17 protein-coding genes are annotated in these 18,933 nt (G+C 49.1%); 15 read left to right on the top strand and 2 right to left on the bottom strand.

Annotation, left to right across the window (positions count from 1 at the left end):
• Positions 1–40 precede the first annotated feature (40 nt).
• Together KTH89_RS07655 and KTH89_RS07650 are read left to right on the top strand one after the other, a co-directional pair.
• Positions 41–706 (top strand): TetR/AcrR family transcriptional regulator, encoded by a 666-nt coding sequence (locus tag KTH89_RS07655; protein WP_238721274.1) that lies wholly within the window; start codon positions 41–43, stop codon positions 704–706.
• 78 nt (positions 707–784) lie between these two features.
• Positions 785–1,690 (top strand): DUF4097 family beta strand repeat-containing protein, encoded by a 906-nt coding sequence (locus KTH89_RS07650; protein WP_238721273.1) that lies wholly within the window; start codon positions 785–787, stop codon positions 1,688–1,690.
• Positions 1,691–1,797: 107 nt separating this feature from the next.
• Here KTH89_RS07650 and KTH89_RS07645 read toward each other — a convergent pair whose 3' ends face one another.
• A complete protein-coding gene (locus tag KTH89_RS07645) occupies positions 1,798–2,577 on the bottom strand; it encodes a sirohydrochlorin cobaltochelatase (RefSeq protein ID WP_238721272.1) in 780 nt (259 codons plus the stop codon).
• Between the two features lie 186 nt (positions 2,578–2,763).
• Here KTH89_RS07645 and hemA point away from each other — a divergent pair, with 186 nt between their 5' ends.
• The 10 genes from hemA to KTH89_RS07595 all read left to right on the top strand — a co-directional run bounded on the left by hemA (position 2,764) and on the right by KTH89_RS07595 (position 13,674).
• Complete coding sequence (gene hemA / locus KTH89_RS07640; RefSeq protein WP_238721271.1) at positions 2,764–3,993, top strand: glutamyl-tRNA reductase; 1,230 nt, start codon at positions 2,764–2,766, stop codon at positions 3,991–3,993.
• Between the two features lie 105 nt (positions 3,994–4,098).
• Positions 4,099–4,587 (top strand): precorrin-2 dehydrogenase/sirohydrochlorin ferrochelatase family protein, encoded by a 489-nt coding sequence (locus KTH89_RS07635; protein ID WP_238721270.1) that lies wholly within the window; start codon positions 4,099–4,101, stop codon positions 4,585–4,587.
• Positions 4,577–5,467 (top strand): hydroxymethylbilane synthase, encoded by an 891-nt coding sequence (hemC, locus tag KTH89_RS07630; RefSeq protein ID WP_238721269.1) that lies wholly within the window; start codon positions 4,577–4,579, stop codon positions 5,465–5,467. The genes KTH89_RS07635 and hemC overlap by 11 nt, the downstream gene beginning before the upstream one ends.
• Entirely contained in the window at positions 5,464–6,960 is a 1,497-nt protein-coding gene (cobA, locus tag KTH89_RS07625) for a uroporphyrinogen-III C-methyltransferase (RefSeq protein ID WP_238721268.1), read from the top strand. The genes hemC and cobA overlap by 4 nt, the downstream gene beginning before the upstream one ends.
• 142 nt (positions 6,961–7,102) lie before the next feature.
• Positions 7,103–8,086, top strand: coding sequence for a porphobilinogen synthase (gene hemB, locus KTH89_RS07620; RefSeq protein WP_238721267.1), 984 nt, complete (start codon positions 7,103–7,105; stop codon positions 8,084–8,086).
• Positions 8,086–9,363 carry a glutamate-1-semialdehyde 2,1-aminomutase gene (gene hemL, locus KTH89_RS07615; RefSeq protein ID WP_238721266.1) on the top strand — a complete coding sequence of 426 codons (1,278 nt, stop codon included), beginning with the start codon at positions 8,086–8,088 and terminating at the stop codon, positions 9,361–9,363. Before hemB ends, hemL begins: the two co-directional genes overlap by 1 nt.
• A gap of 376 nt (positions 9,364–9,739) precedes the next feature.
• Entirely contained in the window at positions 9,740–11,233 is a 1,494-nt protein-coding gene (locus tag KTH89_RS07610) for a sensor histidine kinase (protein WP_238721265.1), read from the top strand.
• Positions 11,226–11,915 (top strand): response regulator transcription factor, encoded by a 690-nt coding sequence (locus tag KTH89_RS07605; protein WP_158347170.1) that lies wholly within the window; start codon positions 11,226–11,228, stop codon positions 11,913–11,915. The genes KTH89_RS07610 and KTH89_RS07605 overlap by 8 nt, the downstream gene beginning before the upstream one ends.
• A gap of 264 nt (positions 11,916–12,179) precedes the next feature.
• A complete protein-coding gene (locus KTH89_RS07600; RefSeq protein WP_238721264.1) occupies positions 12,180–12,785 on the top strand; it encodes a type IV toxin-antitoxin system AbiEi family antitoxin domain-containing protein in 606 nt (201 codons plus the stop codon).
• A complete protein-coding gene (locus tag KTH89_RS07595) occupies positions 12,778–13,674 on the top strand; it encodes a nucleotidyl transferase AbiEii/AbiGii toxin family protein (RefSeq protein WP_158347168.1) in 897 nt (298 codons plus the stop codon). Before KTH89_RS07600 ends, KTH89_RS07595 begins: the two co-directional genes overlap by 8 nt.
• A gap of 318 nt (positions 13,675–13,992) precedes the next feature.
• Here the strand turns inward: KTH89_RS07595 and KTH89_RS07590 are convergent, their stop codons facing one another.
• Positions 13,993–14,781 carry a DeoR/GlpR family DNA-binding transcription regulator gene (locus KTH89_RS07590; RefSeq protein ID WP_238721263.1) on the bottom strand — a complete coding sequence of 263 codons (789 nt, stop codon included), beginning with the start codon at positions 14,779–14,781 and terminating at the stop codon, positions 13,993–13,995.
• Positions 14,782–15,290: 509 nt separating this feature from the next.
• Here KTH89_RS07590 and KTH89_RS07585 point away from each other — a divergent pair.
• From KTH89_RS07585 to KTH89_RS07575, 3 genes are read left to right on the top strand one after another with little or no spacing between them, the layout of a single operon-like run.
• Positions 15,291–16,808: a xylulokinase gene (locus KTH89_RS07585; RefSeq protein ID WP_238721262.1), complete on the top strand. Its 1,518-nt coding sequence runs from the start codon at positions 15,291–15,293 to the stop codon at positions 16,806–16,808.
• Between the two features lie 22 nt (positions 16,809–16,830).
• Positions 16,831–17,886, top strand: coding sequence for a Gfo/Idh/MocA family oxidoreductase (locus KTH89_RS07580; protein WP_238721261.1), 1,056 nt, complete (start codon positions 16,831–16,833; stop codon positions 17,884–17,886).
• Complete coding sequence (locus tag KTH89_RS07575) at positions 17,880–18,920, top strand: alcohol dehydrogenase catalytic domain-containing protein (protein WP_238721260.1); 1,041 nt, start codon at positions 17,880–17,882, stop codon at positions 18,918–18,920. The genes KTH89_RS07580 and KTH89_RS07575 overlap by 7 nt, the downstream gene beginning before the upstream one ends.
• The last annotated feature ends 13 nt before the right edge of the window (positions 18,921–18,933 follow it).

Genomic DNA, 18,933 nt, shown 5'->3' with positions numbered 1-18,933 from the left:
GTAATTGAATGAATGGTTCAATAAAGGAAGAGGGGTGCCGATGGAGAATCGATTACAAACGATATACGAAGCCGCTAGTTCTCTATTTATCAACAAAGGATATATGCGTACGCAAATGAAAGATATAGCGAAAGAGATCGGTTTATCAACCGGTATGCTGTATGTATACTTTAAGGGGAAAAAAGATATTTTAGACTTTATACTGAAATGTACCATTGACCCGGATTTTATACAGCGGGAATTTGAATACCCGATTGACGGGCGACTTTTTGAGGGACTATCCGGTGAAATAATGAAAGTCCTGAATGACAGCCACATGACATTCAGCGGACCGTTGTTAAGGGAAGCAAAGGGGTATTCATTTGAGCGGATGGTTTCCGACGCTTTTGATACACTAGCGAGATATGGAACAGGCTGCCTTGTTTTAGAAAAGAATATTAATGATGTGGGTGAATTAGGGGCCTTTTATCAAAGATACCGCAAAGAATTTTTTAGTAATATATTAGGCTATGTCAATATCTATATCCGCAGTGGAGAAATGCGGGCGGTTAAGTATCCGGAGCTGACTGCCCAACAGATGATCGAAACTTTAGCATGGTGGGGAATGCACGTTAAAAACGATGCGTTTGAAATACAAAAGAACATTCCTATTTCCGTGGCGAAAGAAATTTGTATGGATAACATCTTATATGCTTATAAAAAATAAGTCATTTACGCGGGGCGGACAGCCCCGTATAAAATTATCATAAAATTTAAATGAACGGTTCAATTAGGAGAAAATAGAATGAACAAAAAAATGAAATTTACCGCCGCTCTGTTAAGCCTTATGTATCTTGCCATGGTATCAGAAGGGTGTTCCAGTACACAAAGCCCAGTCCAAACAAAAGCGTTTTCACTTACTAATGTGAAATCCATTCTAGTTGATTATGACGGAGAAAGCGTAACGGTCAAAGAGAGTGATTCTGACAATATCGTTGTTGTAGAGTACATGGATAAAATACAAAAAACCTACTTCGCTAAAATCGATTTGTCGGGAAATGTCCTAACCATCTCCGAGGGTGCTCGGCCCATCGGAAATGGCGTACATGCAAGCCTTGAGATTTATGTGCCGGACACCTACAAAGATAGTATGTCGCTTCATACAACGGATGGGTGGATTTTATCCGATGCGGCGCTGGCGTTAAGCAGCTTCCAGGCTGACACGACAAACGGTACAATTGAAATTTCCAATCTTATGGCCGACCAGATTGATTTAAAAAGCACTGGGGGAAAATTAACGGCAAAAGACATTACCGGGCAAATTTGCACGGTTGATACCACCAATGCAGACACGTATTTGGATTCCATAACCGGCAGAATCGGATATGAATCGAAAGGCGGAGATCTGACAGCATTCGGGTGCATTGGATACGGAGACTTTCTGGTAACCGGAGACGGCAGTTTAGATATCACTTTTGCGGAGGTTACCGGCAATATATCCGCTTGTACCAAAAACGGAACAATTACATTGGGACTTCCGGACAATTTAGAATTTGTGTTTTCGGCTGCAACTAAGAATGGTAAGATGCAAACATCGTTTGCAGAATTGCTGTCTGTCACGGATAAAACGGCGGGCGGGACGATTGGAGGCAATGCCGATGTGAAAATCGGGCTGGAAACAAAGAACGGAGATATCAATGTTACAAAATAACAGTTTTACCGTGCGATATCCGCATTGTGCATCCAATGCCTGTCAAATCTAACCTGCGTTATTTCTTTAACACTTCCCAAATGATAAAATAATGACCATAAAATCCATTATTCAGCGGCCCGGATACAGCCTGACGTGATTCGTTCCCGGACACAATCATACTCCCCGAGGCCCTTTGTTGTATAAGATACCAAAAAGCCGGCGGCCTCAAGCCTGCTTTTCCAGGAAGTACTGACGGGGCCGACCATATCCCGCGACGCGTGATAACCGGCTATCAGCAGGAAAGGCAGCAGCCGGACTTTGCGGTAACCGGCCTGCTTCCACTGCTCGGCAGTTTCCATAGCGGCGCCCCAGTCACGCATCGTGCCGATGAAAATATTGGAATGGCCGGTTAAAAGGAATTCTTCCGTCAACCTGTGGTATACTTGATTATCACCGGTTTCGGAACCATGTCCCATGAGCAGTACTACTTCATCTTTTGCAGGCGCGGGAAATTCCTGCCAGACGGCCCTGGCCAGCGCGGCATAATCCCAGTCATCGCAGAGAATAGGCCTGCCAAGAGATATATGGGAAAAGCGGTTCCGATATATCTTAAGACCGGAACACAGCAGGTCATAACCGGTTCCGGTGGTCAGGAGCAAAGGCTGTACGATTAACCGGCGGATTCCAAGCTCTGCGATCCGGTCCAAAGCTTCGGTTAGCGACAGCTCCGGGATATTGGAATCCTGGTATTTTTTCAGAATAAAACTGCTGAGCAGACAGTGGCATATATAGCAGCCGGGGATGGCGTTGTTTAGCTTTTTTTCTAATGGCTCCAGCACCCGTGCCATGGCGGCGTGATCCGTCGAGCCGAATAACGGCAGCAGTATTGCTTTATCATAAATCATAGCAGAACCTCCGGCCAGAGAATTTTTCGGAATTTCATATGAAATAATTCCATATCTTAAACAGAACCTAAACAGTTCCAAAACAGTTCCAAAACAGATCCAAATAAGCTACTTCCCATATCATAACACTTGTCTGGACATGTGGAAAGTGTTAAGATTTTATAGATGCAAAGGAGAATAGAAACGATGAACATATCGATGGTAGGAATCGATTATCAGAAAGCTAATATTGAGGTCAGGGAGCAGTTTTCTTTCACGAAAACACAGGGGATGGAATTCTGTGAACAGGCGGCTGCCAGGCATGAGATGGCCGGCTGCATCCTGATATCAACCTGTAACCGGACGGAGCTGTGGTGCAGCGATGCCGGGGAATCCCCTTTTTCCATCCTGATGCAGGAAAGAGGATTGGACGGGGATGTGTACGAGGAACATTTTACAAGCCGTCAGGGAGAAGAGGCGGTTACATACCTGTTTGAACTGGCCTGTGGGATGCACTCCCAGATCTTTGGGGAAGATCAGATACTGACACAGATCAGGGAGGCGCTGAACCGTTCCCGTGAATGCGGCTGCGCGGATTCTGTATTGGAGACTCTTTTCCGCAGCGCCGTAACGGCGGCGAAGCAGGTGAAGACGGAAGTGCGGCTGACCGCCAGGGACATGTCCATTCCGGAGGGAGCCGCGGCTCTGCTGGAAGACCGGTATGGACCGCTGGAGGGCAGGCGCTGCATGGTCATTGGAAATGGCGAGATGGGGCGGTTAATGACCAGAATCCTGATCGACCGGGGCGCTCGGGTAGCTATGACACTCAGGCAGTACAAAAAGCACGATGTAGTTATACCCAAAGAGTGCGAGGTCATCTTATATGAGGAGAGATATCAGCACCTGAGGGATAAGGATCTGATCTTCAGCGCTACCGTAAGTCCACACTATACGATAGAGGCTGAAAAAGTATGCCGCGCTATGGCGCCGGACAGAAGCTACATATTCGTGGATCTGGCGGTGCCGAGGGATATCGAGCCTGCAGTGGGAAGGCTGACCGGAGCGATTCTCTATGACACGGACATGCTGGGGATGGTAAACGGCCACGATGAACGGCTGGTGACCCGGGCGAGAGTGATCCTGAAAGAACATATGGATGAGTTTCGAACCTGGTATTATTTCAGGGAATGGATACCGGCGGTACAAAGGATCGGAAAGACGGCCGGCAGAATCACCAACGCCAAGCTCACAAAGGTATACCGGGAGGTAGACCAGGCATTGGAAGAGCCTGAGGAATTTAAAAGGAACGTGAGAAAAGCGGCGGAGAAATCCGTGACTAAAATCTTATATGGCTTGAAAAACCATTTGTCCCCGGAGCAGTGGAAAGACTGTATTACCGCGCTGGAAGAGTCCGCCGGAGACTGCGAAAAATCCTGATGATCCCCGGGCGGTATGGGGCTGGGTATTTGTACGGAAGAAGAGAGATATAAATGGTGACGGAGGATGGGCTGTTACAGACCCGGCATCCGTATGGGAGGAAGAATGCGATTTCCGATCTATATAGAAATGGAAGAGAAAAAAGTCCTGGTGTTCGGCGGGGGAACCATTGCCGCCAGACGGATCCATACGCTGCTGCCTTTTGGCTGCCGGATAACCGTGATTGCTCCGCGGATATCTGACGAATTAATGAATGAAGCTGCGGCCGGCCGGCTGATCTGGCAGGAACGCCGCTACCGGGAGGGTGACTTAAAAGGCGCGGATATGGTACTGGCCGCTACCGATATAAGACAGGTGAATCACGCTATTTATATAGAAGCAAAGGACTTGCAGATTCCGGTGAATGTCTGTGACTGCAAAGAAGAGTGTGATTTTTATTTTCCCGGAATTGTGAGAGAAAGCGGGCTGGTCATCGGCGTGACGGCCAACGGGGCCGACCATCGGCTGGCCAGGGAAGCTACCGAAAGAATAAGAAATCTATTTGAAAAACAGGCCGCAGTTGACGGCAAGAATGGAGTTGCAGATGAAACGTAAAATCAGAGTGGGAAGCAGGGACAGCAAACTGGCCGTGATGCAGACAGAACTGGTAATGGAAGCTATCCGCAGAGCCGATCCTGAGATAGAGCTGGAACTGATTACGCTGAAAACAACCGGGGATATGATCCTGGATAAGACTTTGGATAAGATCGGCGGCAAGGGACTGTTTGTCAAAGAACTGGATCAGGCATTGATGGACGGACGGATCGATCTGGCGGTACACAGTTTAAAAGATATGCCTATGGAGATAAATGAGGAACTTCCGATTGTCGCCTGCGCCAAACGCGGAGACCCCCGGGATGTGCTGGTGCTGCCAAAGGGAGCGAAACCGGGTTCCTATTATCTGGTGAAGGTCGGCTCCTCCAGCCCGAGGCGGCAGCTGCAGCTGCAGATTTTATATCCGATTATCCATCTGGAAAGTGTGCGGGGAAATATCATGACCAGGCTGAAAAAGCTGGACGACGGAGAGTATTCGGCGCTGGTACTTGCGGCAGCAGGCCTGCAAAGGGTTGGCCTTCAGGAACGGATCTATAAATATTTTTCCACAGATGAAATAATACCTGCCGCCGGACAGGGGATTCTGGCGGTACAGGCCAGAAAGGATCTGGACGTGGCTTTTCTGGAACAGGTCAATGATCCGACGACGGCGCTTGCGGCAACGGCGGAGCGAAGCTTCGTAAGGACCCTGGACGGAGGATGTTCCTCCCCCATCGCGGCCCACGCGGTCATTCAGGACAGTGAGCTGAGGCTCAAAGGCCTTTATTACAGGGAGGAAACGCAGGAGTATAGAATCGGCGAGACCAGCGGCCCGGCGGAACGGGCGGAGAAGCTGGGGGAAGAATTGGCGCTGCGGCTTAAGGAGGAATTAGGCGGATGAGCACGGGAAAAGTATGGCTGGTGGGGGCAGGTCCTTCCGATCCTGGATTATTTACTTTGAAAGGAAAGGCTGTGCTGGAACAGGCGGACGTAGTGGTTCACGACCGGCTGATCGGCCCCGGGGTGCTGCAGATGATACCGACTGGAGCCAGACGGATCGATGTGGGAAAGCAGGCGGGAAACCACAAGGTGGTACAGGAAAAGATCAATCAGATTCTGCTTGACGAGGCGCTGGCCGGAAAAAAGGTCGTGCGTTTAAAAGGAGGGGACCCGTTCCTGTTCGGCAGAGGGGGCGAAGAACTGGAGCTTTTGAAAGCGCACGGAGTTCCCTTTGAGATCGTACCTGGGATCACTTCCGCGGTTTCCGTGCCGGCCTATGCCGGTATACCGGTAACACACAGGGATTATACGCCTTCGGTGCACATTATTACCGGACACCGCCGGCAGGGCAGCAGGAGCAGCATCGACTATGCGGGGCTTGCCGGGCTTGGGGATGTAACGTTGGTATTCCTGATGGGGGTCAGCGCGCTGCCGGAGATATCGGCAGGATTAATCCGGGCGGGAAAAGATCCGGATACACCGGCGGCCGTATTGGAACGGGGCACTACCGCCGGCCAGCGAAGGGTGGTCTCCACGCTCCAAAGCCTGCCGGACGACGCTTTGCGCGCAAAGATTGGCACGCCCGGAATTATCGTGGTTGGAAAAGTATGCGCGCTGGCGGAAGAATTCCACTGGGCGGAGGACAGAACGCTGGGCATGGCCCGCGTGATTGTTACCAGGCCCCGGGAGAAGCAGTCGGGGCTTTCCCAAAAGCTTGCCATGCTGGGTGCCGAGGTGATCGAGCTGCCGTCTATTGAAACGGTTCCGCTCAGCGACAAAGGGCATTTGGACGAACTGGTTTTTGAGCATTATCAGTGGATGGTATTCACCAGCGAAGCGGGCGTCCGTTACTTTTGGGAATATTTACGGGAAAAGCGGATCGATATACGAAGCCTGGCCCATATCCGGTTTGCCGTTGTTGGAACTGCGACAAAAAAGGCGTTGGAAGAACGGGGCATACTGGTGGATTATATGCCGGATACCTTTAACGGTAAGGCCCTGGGAGATGGGCTGGCGGAGCGGGTAGGGGACGTTGAGCGGGTTTTGGTATTTACGCCTGCGGATACGCCCAGTGACTGCGCGGATATTTTAACAGAGCGTGGATGTTCCGTGACTACGGCCGCCGTTTACCGAACCCGGTATCTTCCGCAGGAAGCTCTTGAGCTGCGGCCGGAGGATTATGTGGTATTTACCAGCGCTTCCACGGTAAAAGGCTTTGTCCAATCCATGGATATGGACGATTTTCATGAGGTTACGGCCGTATGCATCGGGGAAAAGACGGCGAAGGAAGCGGGAAAATATCAGATGCGGACGGAAGTGTCGGAGGAAGCGACCATCGCCAGCCTGATTGATAAGATCATCCAACTGCATATAGAAAGGTCAAAAGCAGATTAAGGCATCCCAGGTTAAAAGGACTTACATTTTGACAAGTTAAGTATATGGAACTATCATCCAGATAAGTGGTAAGGCAGATGATATTCCAATAAGAACATTATTAATAATAGGTAATGGATAAAGAGGAAAGAAGGAAAGAGTAATGGAACTGACAGAAAGACCCAGAAGGCTCAGAAGCACTCCTGTTCTGCGCAAAATGGTCCGGGAAACCAGAATCGACCAATCGTCCCTGATCTATCCGATGTTTGTGAAAGAGGGAAAGGGGATAAAAGAAGAAATACCCACCATGCCCGGACAGTTCCGCTACAGCGTGGACATGCTCCCGGCAGCGCTGGAGGAGGTGGCCGCTTCCGGAGTTTTATCCGTTATGCTGTTCGGGATTCCGGATGAAAAGGATGAATGCGGCACCGGGGCCTGGGCGCAGGACGGTATTATCCAGAAAGCGCTAAAAGAGGCGAAACGGACTCATCCGGAATTATATTATATCACCGATGTATGCATGTGCGAGTATACGTCCCACGGACACTGCGGCATATTGAACGGACAGCAGGTGGACAACGACCGGACGCTGCCATATCTGGCGAAAATCGCGCTGTCACACGTACAGGCAGGCGCGGACATGGTAGCCCCCTCCGATATGATGGACGGCCGGGTGGCGGCCATCCGGGAGATCCTGGACCAGAACCGGTACGAGAATGTACCGATCATGTCCTATGCGGCAAAATACGCGTCCTCTTTTTACGGTCCGTTCCGGGATGCGGCCGGATCGGCTCCGGCGTTCGGAGACCGCAAAGCCTATCAGATGGACTATCATAACAGGAAGGAAGCGCTCAAAGAAGTCCTGACAGATTGTGAGGAAGGCGCTGATATCATCATGGTAAAGCCGGCCCTGTCGTATCTGGATATCATCCGGGAGACGGCGGATCAGATTCTGCTGCCGGTAGCCGCATACAGCGTAAGCGGTGAATATGCCATGATCAAAGCGGCCGCGCAGGCGGGGTATGTGGATGAAGCGGCGATGATCTGTGAGACGGCGGTCAGTATTTACCGCGCCGGCTGCGGCATTCTGCTCAGCTATTATGCAAAAGAGATCGCAGGATTTATAGAGGAAGGGAGAATCGGCTGATGTTCCGTTCAGAACAGCTTTTTGAAAGGGCGGTAAAAGTAATGCCCGGCGGCGTGAACAGTCCGGTCCGCGCCTATCAGTCCGTAGGCAGCACCCCGAGATTTATCCGGAGGGCGGACGGCGCTTATGTGTATGACGTGGATCAAAACCGCTATATCGATTATATCTGTTCCTGGGGACCGATGATCCTTGGGCATAACAATATGAAAATCAGAGAAGCTGTGATCCAGGCTTCCTATGAGGGACTGAGCTTTGGGGCCGCTACCGAAATGGAAGTTAACATGGCGGAACGGATCTGCCGGCTGGTTCCCTCTATGGAAATGGTCCGCATGGTGAATTCCGGTACCGAGGCGGTGATGAGTGCGATCCGGGCGGCCAGGGGCTATACCGGACGCAATAAAATCATCAAATTCGAGGGCTGCTATCACGGGCATTCTGATTCCCTGCTGGTGAAAGCCGGGTCGGGGGTTATGACTGCGGGTATACCTGACAGCTTGGGGGTGCCGGAAGGCTGCGCCCGGGATACGCTGACGGCCGTCTATAATGATTGTGACAGTGTGGCCCGTCTGCTTGAGGAAAACAAAGGCGAGGTAGCCGCGCTGATCGTGGAACCGGTGGCCGGGAACATGGGTGTGGTAGAGCCCTGTCCGGGATTCCTGCAGGGACTAAGGGATCTGTGCACAGAGCATGGCGCGGTGTTGATCTTTGATGAAGTAATCACCGGATTCCGGCTGAGCCTTCAGGGGGCGCAGGGGTACTACGGGATTACACCGGATCTGACTACATTCGGTAAGATTATCGGCGGCGGGATGCCGGTGGGCTGTTACGGCGGCCGCAGGGAAATCATGCAGACCATAGCGCCCTGCGGAAGCGTCTATCAGGCGGGCACCTTAAGCGGCAATCCCATCGCCATGGCAGCGGGACTTGCGGAACTGACCCAGTTGGAGGAAAATCCGGATATCTATTTACGTTTGGAAGAGATGGGGAACTATTTCCGGGACCGCTTAAGAGATATTCTGAAAGCGGCGGGTAAATCTTATCAGGTGACCGGGGTCGGATCTTTGAGCTGCCTGTTCTTTGCGGAACAGCCGGTCTTGAATTACCAGACCGCCAAAACTTCCGACACAGCAGAATTCGCCCGTTATTTTAACTGGATGCTGGATCATCACATCCACCTGGCGCCTTCCCAGTTTGAAGCCATCTTCCTGTCGGCGGCCCACACGAAGAAGGATGTGGATGAGACGCTGGATGCGGCAGAAGAGTTTTTCCGGGCTTAAGGGAAGAGCTATTTATTTTGCGGGATGTAGAAATATAGGAAATACGGATTGTATTTGAAGCGGACTTTGGAATACCCAAAATCCGCTTTGTTTATTCCACAGGGAAGTGCGGCTATGGAATAAAAATGTTCTACGGGGAATCCCACTGCGGCGGAAAGAAAGAGAATCCGAATCAATTCAATCATAAATATTTTATGAAAATTTTATAATTGTTTAGAGCAGTTTTCGTGAATTCATATAAACCATGTGCTATAATAAAAAATAGTTACGCAGCCGCATATGACAGAAATCCGTCATAAGGTGCGGCTGTGGGAGCGTGATACCCAAGATCCGGAAGGATCTTTCATTATACACGGAAAAGCAGGTGTTTTCGCACTTGAAGTTAAAAACAAGAATAGTCATCGCGTTTTTTACAATTATACTTGTCCCGGTACTGTTAACCGCGGTAGCGATCCTGGGTTTTGGAAATTACCAGCTTCGCTCCATGAAGGAAACCTATGGCATCTCCGGGGAAGACTACGGATCTTTGGCGAACTCCGTTCAATTCCTGAGCCGTCTGACCATAGCCACCCATGACAAAATCCTGGAAAAAGCCCGTACGGACGGTCCTGAACTGGAGAGCGAGGCCTATTTAAGTACCGTAAACAACGAACTTTATGGTAAATATTCTTATATACTGGCCCGGCGCGGGGATAAGCTTATATATAATGGAAGCGGCAAGGATGTCTCCGAGATTTTTGAACATCTTCCGGAATACGGGAACTTTGATTCCACTTTGGATGGCGGCGTGTACCTGGGCGGTGAGGTCCAGGCCCTGGTCAAACAGATCGATTTTACCTGCGCGGATGGGCAACCGGGAAGCGTGTTCATTATCACATCCGCGGAAGCGGTGATTCCCCAGGTCCGGTCCTTCGCGTTTGACATGATGATCACCATTATCCTTATTCTGGTGTGCACCAGCGCGGTGCTGACGTCCTGGATCTACCGGAGCGTCGCTTCCCCTTTGAAGAAATTAAAAGCGGCGGCCCAGAACATCAAAGAGGGCAATCTGGACTTTACGATCGAACCGGACGCCGATGACGAGATCGGCGAGCTCTGTATGGACTTTGAGGAGATGCGCCAGCGGCTGAAGATTACTTCGGAGGAAAAGCTCCAGTTCGATCAGCAGAACAAAGAGCTGATCAGCAACATTTCCCATGATCTGAAAACTCCGATCACAGCGGTAAAAGGCTATGTGGAAGGGATTATGGACGGGGTGGCGGACACCCCGGAGAAGATCGACAAATACATTAAGACGATCTATAATAAAGCCAATGATATGGACCGGCTGATCAACGAACTGACCTTTTACTCGAAGATCGACACCGACCGTATCCCGTATACGTTCAATAAGATCAACGTAAACAATTATTTCAATGATTGTATAGAAGAAGTGGGACTGGATCTGGAAGCCAAGAACATTGAACTGGCATATTTTAATTATGTGTCGGAAGACGTGGTTATCATCGCAGATGCGGAACAGCTGAAGCGGGTGATAAATAATATCATCAATAATTCGGTAAAATATATAGATAAACCAAAAGGCTATATTAATATCCGGGTAAAAGACGTGGGAGATTTTATACAGGTCGAGATCGAAGACAATGGAAAAGGAATTTCCAATAAAGATCTGCCCTTTGTCTTTGACCGTTTTTACCGGACGGACGCTTCCCGGAATTCCTCCAAGGGCGGCAGCGGAATCGGCCTTTCGATTGTGAAGAAGATTATTGAAGATCACGGCGGTAAGATCTGGGCAACCAGCAAGGAAGGTACGGGAACAGTCATGTATTTCGTGCTTAGAAAATATCAGGAGGTACCAGTGGATGAGTAAAATATTGATTGTAGAGGATGAAGAAAGTATCGCGGACCTGGAAAAGGATTATCTGGAACTCAGCGGATTTGAAGTAGAGATCGAGAATACCGGGGATATCGGATTGAAACGGGCCATGTCGGAGGAGTATGATCTGCTGATCCTGGATCTGATGCTGCCCGGTGTGGATGGATTTGAGATCTGCCGCCAGGTGAGGGAAAATAAAAATACCCCCATCATTATGGTGTCTGCGAAAAAAGACGATATTGATAAAATCAGGGGCCTGGGTCTTGGTGCGGACGATTATATGACAAAACCCTTCAGCCCCAGCGAGATGGTCGCGCGGGTGAAGGCTCATCTGGCCCGTTACGAGCGGCTGATGAACAGCAGCCATCAGGAAAATGAAATAATCGAGATACGCGGCCTGAAAATAGATAAGACAGCCAGGCGGGTCTGGGTGAATGGTGAAGAGAAGAACTTTACCACAAAAGAGTTTGATCTGCTGACTTTCCTGGCGCAGAATCCGAATCATGTGTATACAAAGGAAGAACTGTTCCATCAGATTTGGGATATGGAATCCGTGGGGGATATCGCTACGGTTACGGTACATGTGAAGAAGATCCGGGAGAAGATAGAATATGATACGGCAAAGCCTCAGTATATTGAGACGATCTGGGGTGTGGGTTACCGGTTTAAGGTGTAAACCTGCCGGTACATCGAAGGGACTATTGCGAATGGCAGCGCCAGATAAGGAAGTTTTTATGTAAGGTACGGTGTAACCTCAGAAATGGGATTGCACCGTTTCCTTTTGCTTTTGCAGAACGAGTGTTTGCCAATGCTTTTTTTGAGATTTCTTGAATATTTTTTCGCAAACATTGTCCGCATTAAGTTTTTGCAATTTTCGGGATGTCATGCTATAATAACTGCGTACAATATTTATTTTTGTATGCAGAAAGTTGGTGACTGCTTGAATAAACTAAAAACCTTAAAAGAAGTAATTGAAAATAATGGCGGCATTGCAAAAACTTCTGATTTTGCTGCCAACGGGATAAATAAATACGAAGTGGCAGCTTTTTGTAAAGAAGGAGTCATTGAAAGAATTCGCAGAGGATTTTATCGACTCCCGCAAAGTAATAGCATAACGGAGGAACGGTTAATACATGAGTTGCTTCCGCAGGGAATTATCTGTGTGGAGTCCGCTTTGTTCCATTATGGATATAGTGATTTTTCTCCCCGTAAATGGTCGATTGCTGTTCCAAGAACAGCATCTCGTGCTGTAAAGAACATTGAAGAATTTCCGATGAAGGCTTACTATATTCAAAAGGATTTTTTAACAATCGGAAAAACCACAGATGATTTTAATGGCGTATTATTGCCCGTATATGATAGAGAGAGAACCATCTGTGACTGCTTTAAATATCGTACAAAGCTTGATAATGAAGTTTTTAATAAAGCTGTTCACGCTTATGTCGCCGACGAAAAAAGGAATCTTGTAAATTTGTCTAAATACGCAAAAAAAATGAAACTTTACGCAAAGGTTATGAATATAATGGAGGTACTGCTTAATGGCTGATATTGCCGCATCTGTGCTTGCACGGCTGAAAAATAAGGCTACTGAAAGTGGCAGAAGTTATCAGCTTTGTCTGCAACTTTTTTGTCAGGAGGAATTTTTACGACGTTTGGAAAAATCCAAATATGTGGAAAATCTTGTCCTGAAAGGTGGTTTGTTTATTTACTCAGTTACCGATTTTGACAGCAGAGTAACGGTAGATGTTGATTTTCTTCTTCGGAGAGTACCGAACACCCCAGAACAGCTAAAACCTGTACTGGAAGAAATTATATCCACACCCACCGGCAATGGTTTTATTACCTTTGAAATTAAAGATATTGCGCCCATTGCGGTTGCAAAGAAATATGCCGGTATCGGAGCTTCTATTGTGGCTCGTATTAAAAACACAAAAACTCCGTTCAGTATAGACTTCGGTGTGGGTGATGTTATTGTACCAAAACAGGAAAAGAGAAAAATTCCGACGCAGCTTGATGATTTCAATGCGCCGGTGGTAAATACATATTCTCTTGAAACAACTATCGCAGAGAAGATAGACGCAATCCTCAGTCTGATGGAATTTTCAAGCCGTATGAAAGATTACTACGATATTTACTATCTTGCCAATAAATTTGATTTTGACGGTAAGGTGCTCACTGAGGCACTGAAGGAAACTTTTGAAAATCGTGGACACGCCTTTACGATTGAACAGTTTGAACAGGTTATGGACTTTGCAGAGGATTCTGCTATGCAGAAGAAGTGGAAAGCATTCTGTCGGAAGATTGACGCTAAAACTGATAATTTCAGTACAGTTCTTAAAACGATTAAGGCGTTTTTGACAAAACCGTTTACATCGGCAGTCGAAGGCAAGGAATTTACTGAAAAATGGTCTGCCGCTAATGGCGAGTGGATGTAATAGGAGGGCTTTATGAGTATAAATGACAATTGTTTGTGAATTTAATGAGAAGTTCATAGTTTCGACCTCTTTGAGCATATTGTAAGCAATTAAAAGAACAAATGCGAATGTGCGATATGCTTTTTTATACACACAAAAAAGACACCGAGAAAAGTATCTCTACCTTTCTTGGTGTCTTTTGCCTTTGCAACGCCCGTAATGGTTAGTATTCTGATGTGTTTTCAAATTACTTTCTTATCGGGCATTAGACAAATAGATAGTCCCTTTTTTGTATTTTCTCTTCATTTACGTTACAATTCTTCGCTTTCTAATATTGCTTCAAGCGCGGATGATAGTTGTGTGCGAAGCCTGCTTATTCATGTTCAGGAGCTGTTCTTCCGGGAGGTTCTGATCTGTAATGAGCTGATTGAATTCTGATAAAGCCGCGAAGCGCACGAAGGAAATCTGTCCGAACTTACTGCTGTCGGCCAGCATGATCTTTTCCACGGATGCGGTCATAAACGCTCTTTTTATCTCGGCCTGCTGCAGAGTGGGGGTCATAAAACCCTTCTCCGGCGTGAAGGAATTGGTGGCGAGAAAGGCCTTGTCCGCATTCAGGTCGGTCAGGGCCGAGACGGCAATAGGCCCGGTGGTGCAGTGGAAGCCTCTGCGGACGATGCCGCCGACGAAGATGAGGGAGGCGTCGGTAGTGGTTTCCACATTTAATGCAATCTTCAAGTCGTTGGTTATCACGGTCAGGCCATTTCGCTGGTGCAGCAGGGAAGAGAGTTCGTACGTGGTGGTTCCGGTGTCGAGTATGATGGTGTCACCGTTTTCTATGAGTTCCAGCGCGCGCTGGGCGATTGCCCGTTTTTCCCCGGGATGTTCGATTTCTTTCATGGTAGAAGTTGGCTCGAAGCCGGATTTTTCAATGGAAATTGCGCCTCCGTGAGTACGCTTTAATTTACCGGCGGCATCCAGGGTTCTCAGATCGGTTCGGATCGTCACGGTGGAAACATGGTACAAATTCGCTAATTCCGGTACCGTCATCTTGTCATTTTTTTCTAACAATTCTATGATTTGAGCTTGCCGTTCTTCTGCGAACAGCGGCTGATTCGTATGCTTCATAAGAACATCCTTTCCATAGCTTTCATTTGTTTTCATTATAGAGAATCAGAGGGAGGATTGCAAGGGGAAATTTTTCAGTGGAAAATGGAAATACCCCCAAAGCTTCCCCGCTTTTCCCAGCACTGGTACATGGATGATGACGGAATGTTAGAAAAGTTTTTGAATTTGAGATTTTTATAGGATAGGGATTGACAAACGATAGTGATCAGAATATAATGTGAGAAACAAAAGCAAATGAAAGCAATGTATAGATAAATGAAAGCATAGGAAAGAGAACAGAATAAGAGGACGTAATAGGAAAAATATGGGGGAGAGGATAAAGGATAGAATAGGAAAAAGCACAGGATAGGAAAGAGAGCGGATAAAGATAGAGATCGGGTTAGAAAGAGAATAGATTAGGAAGCAGAATAAAAAGTGATGGTATAGAGTAGCAAAAGAGCAGTGATGCAACAGAAATAGAAATAGCAATAGAAATAGCAATAGAAATAGTAATAGGAAGGGGAAGGACTATGGGGACATATTTGATCGGAGTGGACATTGGTACACAGGGGACGAAAGCGGCGTTGTTTGATGCACAGGATATGAGTGTGGTATGCACGGGATTTCGGGAATCGGTACTAATTCAGCCCAAGACCGGAGCGGTGTGGCAGGAAGCAGATGACATATTCGGGTCTGTGCTGGGAGCGGTCCGGGAGGTGATGGACCAGTCCGGCGTGGATTCCTGTGAGGTGGCGGCCATTGGCATTGATTCTCAGATGGCTGGAATTATGGGGGTGGATGAACAGGGAGAAGCGGTTACCTATTATGATTCCTGGCTGGATTCAAGATGTGAGGAATATGTGGAGCTGATGCGAAAAACGGCGGGCCGGGAGATCACATCGATTACCGGCGGGCCGGTGACTTATACCCATGGGCCGAAGATCCTGTGGTGGAAAGGTGAAAAGCCCGATATATACCGGCGGATTTTCAAATTCGTGCTGCCGCATGGGTATGTGACGGGAAAGCTGGCGGGCTTAACAGGGGATGAGATCTATTTTGACTATACCGGGATGCAGTATTCGGGGTTTGGCGATAATAAGCATCTGAAATGGTCTGAGGAACTGCTGAATGAATTCCAGGTTTCCGGGGATAAGATGGCCAGGATTGCCGCGCCCTTTGAGATCGTCGGAAAGCTTAAGAAGGAGTATGCCGGGGACATGCATTTGCGGGAAGGGATTCCGCTTGTGGCCGGAAGCGGGGATACGTCGGCATCTGTCTTCGGCGCGGGAGTGGTTGAACGGGGACAGCTGATGGACTGCGCAGGCACGGCGTCTGTTCTGTGCAGTGTTGTGGATGAATATGTGCCGGATGTGGAATACAAGACCATGACGATGATGCGGTCGCCGGTGGACGGGCTGTGGATGCCGTTAGCTTATGTAAATGGCGGCGGACAGTGTCTGAGCTGGTTCGTTTCGGAGTTTGCCGGACATCTGGAGAACCCTTATGAGGAATTGTCAAAGAAAGCCTGTCTGCTGCCGCCGGGATCAGAGGATCTGCTGTTTATCCCGCATTTTGCAGGCAGAGTGCTGCCAAATAATCCTTACGTCAAAGGGAGTTTTCTGGGCCTGGACTGGAAACATACGAAGAACCATATGTACCGGGCGATTATGGAAGGGATTGCGTATGAATATCATTACTATCTGGAGGTTATGAAGAAGCTGCTTCCTTCCAATACGTTTGATTCTATACGGATTATGGGCGGAGGAGCCAGATCAGAGCTCTTTAATAAGATAAAGGCGGATGTGCTGGGACTTAAGACTTCCGTGCTGGATATGGAGGATACGGCCCTGGTTGGAAGCGCGGTGATCGCCGGCGTAGGTGCGGGGGTGTTTAAGGATTACCGGGAACCGCTTGAACAGGCCGGCCGGGTGAAGGAGCGAATCGCGCCGGACGCGGCCGCTCATGCAGCTTATGGACGGTACGCGGACTTGTATCTGGAGGCCATCGAGGCGCAGACGCCGGTTTACCGTAAATGGAAATCAAAATAAAAGAAAAACAAGGAGGCAGAAAATGAAAGACATAATAGGAATCGGCCTGATCGGGGCGGGCCGGGCAGGAATGATTCACGCGGAAAATTTTGTATCCCGGGTGCCCGGCGCGAGAATGGCCGGGGTGGCGGACAACTCGGAAGAAGCGGCGAAAAAGGCGGCCGACCGGTTACATATCCCTTATTGGTATACCGACTATCGGAAATTGCTGCAAAACCCGGAGATTGACGCGGTGATCGTCGTCACTCCAACGAAATATCACAAGGAAATCGTCCTGGAAGCGGCCGCCGCCGAGAAGCATATTTTGTGTGAAAAACCTATGGCCATGAATTCGGAAGAATGTAAGGAAATGATACAGGCTGCCGAAGAACATCAGGTAAAGCTGCAAATCGGCTTCATGCGCCGCTTTGATAAGAGCTTTCGCAAGGCTAAGGAGATCATTGATTCCGGTGAGATTGGCCAGGTGGTCATGGTGAAATCCCTGACGCACGGGCCCAGCACTCCCAGGGAGTGGATGTACGATATTGAGAAAAGCAACGGACCGCTGGCCGAAGTGAACAGCCACGACATCGATACGATGCGGTGGCTGGCGGATAGTGAAGCCGTCAGCATTCACGCGATGGCGGGAAATTTCAGATGCCGGGAGGCGGCGGAGAACTATCCGGACTTTTACGATACCGTGCTGATGAATGTGCGCATGGCAAACGGAGCGATCTGTAATATCGACGGCGCTCAGGGAGTAAGATACGGGTATGATGCCCGGGTGGACGTTCTTGGAACCAAAGGATTGGTACAGATCGGCGGGTTAAAGGAAACTACGACGGTGTCCTGTACAAAGGAACACGGCATGTCAAGCGGGATTATCGCCAGCTGGACAGACTTATTCAGCGAGGCGTATGTGCAGGAGGACATCAGCTTTGTCCGGTGTATCCTGGAAGATACGGAACCGGAGGTGACCGGATATGACGGATGGAAAGCGGTGGAGATCGTGAAAGCCGGAAACCGGTCCATAAAAACCGGCGGAATCATAAACCTGAATGAAAAAGAAAAGCCGGATGGGGAGGAAAAGAAATGTTAGCTGCGAAATTATTCGGTCCGGGACAGATCCGGCTTGTGGAGACAGGAATACCGGAAATCGGGGACGATGAAATCCTGATCCGTACAAAAGCGGCCGCGATCTGCGGTTCTGATCTGCGGATGATCGGAAACGGCTACCGGGGCGTGGATGAGAGCCATCCGCTGACACTGGGGCATGAGATCAGCGGGATCATTGAACAGACGGGCGCTTTGGTCAGTGATTACCGGAAAGGCATGCATGTCTGTGTGGCGCCCAACTATGGCTGCGGGATCTGCGATATGTGCGTCAGCGGAGATACACATTTGTGCGCGGAATATAAGGCCTTTGGCATTAATATCGACGGCGGGTTTGCGGAATATGTCCGTGTGCCGGCAAAGGTAATCAGGCAGGGGAATCTGATGGTTCTGGGGCCGGAGGTTTCATTTGGAGAAGCCGCGTTGCTGGAACCCCTGTCCTGCGTGCTCAATGGACAGGAACGGCTGCACATACAACCGGGGGATTCTGTCCTGGTGGTAGGAGCCGGGCCGATTGGACTGATGCATGCGCTGCTGGCCGGAAGTTATGGGGCGGCGAAGGTGTATATGCGGGACTTATCCGAGACGAGGATGCGGCAGTGTGAAAAGGTAAACCCGAAGATCAGCGGAATCTATGGGGAAGATTTGAAAAAAGAAATCATGAGGCTGACGGATGGCAGGGGCGTGGATGTGTGTATCATTGCCTGCCCCTCTGGGAAAGCGCAGGCGGACTCTCTGGAGCTGATGGCCATGAACGGCAGAATTCTGTTCTTCGGGGGCCTTCCCTCCGGGAATGATCTGGTGAACCTGCCGTCGAATCTGATTCATTACCGGCAGTTATCGATCAGCGGTTCGACCAGGGCGAATGTCAGGCAATACCGGATGGCGGCCAGACTGCTTGAAACCGGGATGTTAGAACTGGCAGGTATGATCAGCGCCGAATACCCGCTGGAGGAATTCGCCGAGGCTGTGGAATATGCGAAAAGCTCTGCGGGGTTAAAGACCGTAATCAAATTTTAACAGGAGGATAAAA

The organism is Diplocloster agilis, from assembly GCF_019042275.1.
In the GTDB taxonomy this organism is placed as follows: domain Bacteria; phylum Bacillota; class Clostridia; order Lachnospirales; family Lachnospiraceae; genus Diplocloster; species Diplocloster agilis.
Note: the sequence above shows the minus strand (reverse complement) of the source record. Positions and strands in the feature narration are given on the sequence as shown.

What these genes read in the sequence shown, in the direction of transcription:
- KTH89_RS07655 (WP_238721274.1), top strand. Translation starts at nt 41, where the DNA reads ATGGAGAATCGATTACAAACGATATACGAAGCCGCTAGTTCTCTATTT.
- KTH89_RS07650 (WP_238721273.1), top strand. Translation starts at nt 785, where the DNA reads ATGAACAAAAAAATGAAATTTACCGCCGCTCTGTTAAGCCTTATGTAT.
- KTH89_RS07645 (WP_238721272.1), bottom strand. Translation starts at nt 2,577, where the DNA reads ATGATTTATGATAAAGCAATACTGCTGCCGTTATTCGGCTCGACGGAT.
- hemA (WP_238721271.1), top strand. Translation starts at nt 2,764, where the DNA reads ATGAACATATCGATGGTAGGAATCGATTATCAGAAAGCTAATATTGAG.
- KTH89_RS07635 (WP_238721270.1), top strand. Translation starts at nt 4,099, where the DNA reads ATGCGATTTCCGATCTATATAGAAATGGAAGAGAAAAAAGTCCTGGTG.
- hemC (WP_238721269.1), top strand. Translation starts at nt 4,577, where the DNA reads ATGAAACGTAAAATCAGAGTGGGAAGCAGGGACAGCAAACTGGCCGTG.
- cobA (WP_238721268.1), top strand. Translation starts at nt 5,464, where the DNA reads ATGAGCACGGGAAAAGTATGGCTGGTGGGGGCAGGTCCTTCCGATCCT.
- hemB (WP_238721267.1), top strand. Translation starts at nt 7,103, where the DNA reads ATGGAACTGACAGAAAGACCCAGAAGGCTCAGAAGCACTCCTGTTCTG.
- hemL (WP_238721266.1), top strand. Translation starts at nt 8,086, where the DNA reads ATGTTCCGTTCAGAACAGCTTTTTGAAAGGGCGGTAAAAGTAATGCCC.
- KTH89_RS07605 (WP_158347170.1), top strand. Translation starts at nt 11,226, where the DNA reads ATGAGTAAAATATTGATTGTAGAGGATGAAGAAAGTATCGCGGACCTG.
- KTH89_RS07595 (WP_158347168.1), top strand. Translation starts at nt 12,778, where the DNA reads ATGGCTGATATTGCCGCATCTGTGCTTGCACGGCTGAAAAATAAGGCT.
- KTH89_RS07590 (WP_238721263.1), bottom strand. Translation starts at nt 14,781, where the DNA reads ATGAAGCATACGAATCAGCCGCTGTTCGCAGAAGAACGGCAAGCTCAA.
- KTH89_RS07585 (WP_238721262.1), top strand. Translation starts at nt 15,291, where the DNA reads ATGGGGACATATTTGATCGGAGTGGACATTGGTACACAGGGGACGAAA.
- KTH89_RS07580 (WP_238721261.1), top strand. Translation starts at nt 16,831, where the DNA reads ATGAAAGACATAATAGGAATCGGCCTGATCGGGGCGGGCCGGGCAGGA.
- KTH89_RS07575 (WP_238721260.1), top strand. Translation starts at nt 17,880, where the DNA reads ATGTTAGCTGCGAAATTATTCGGTCCGGGACAGATCCGGCTTGTGGAG.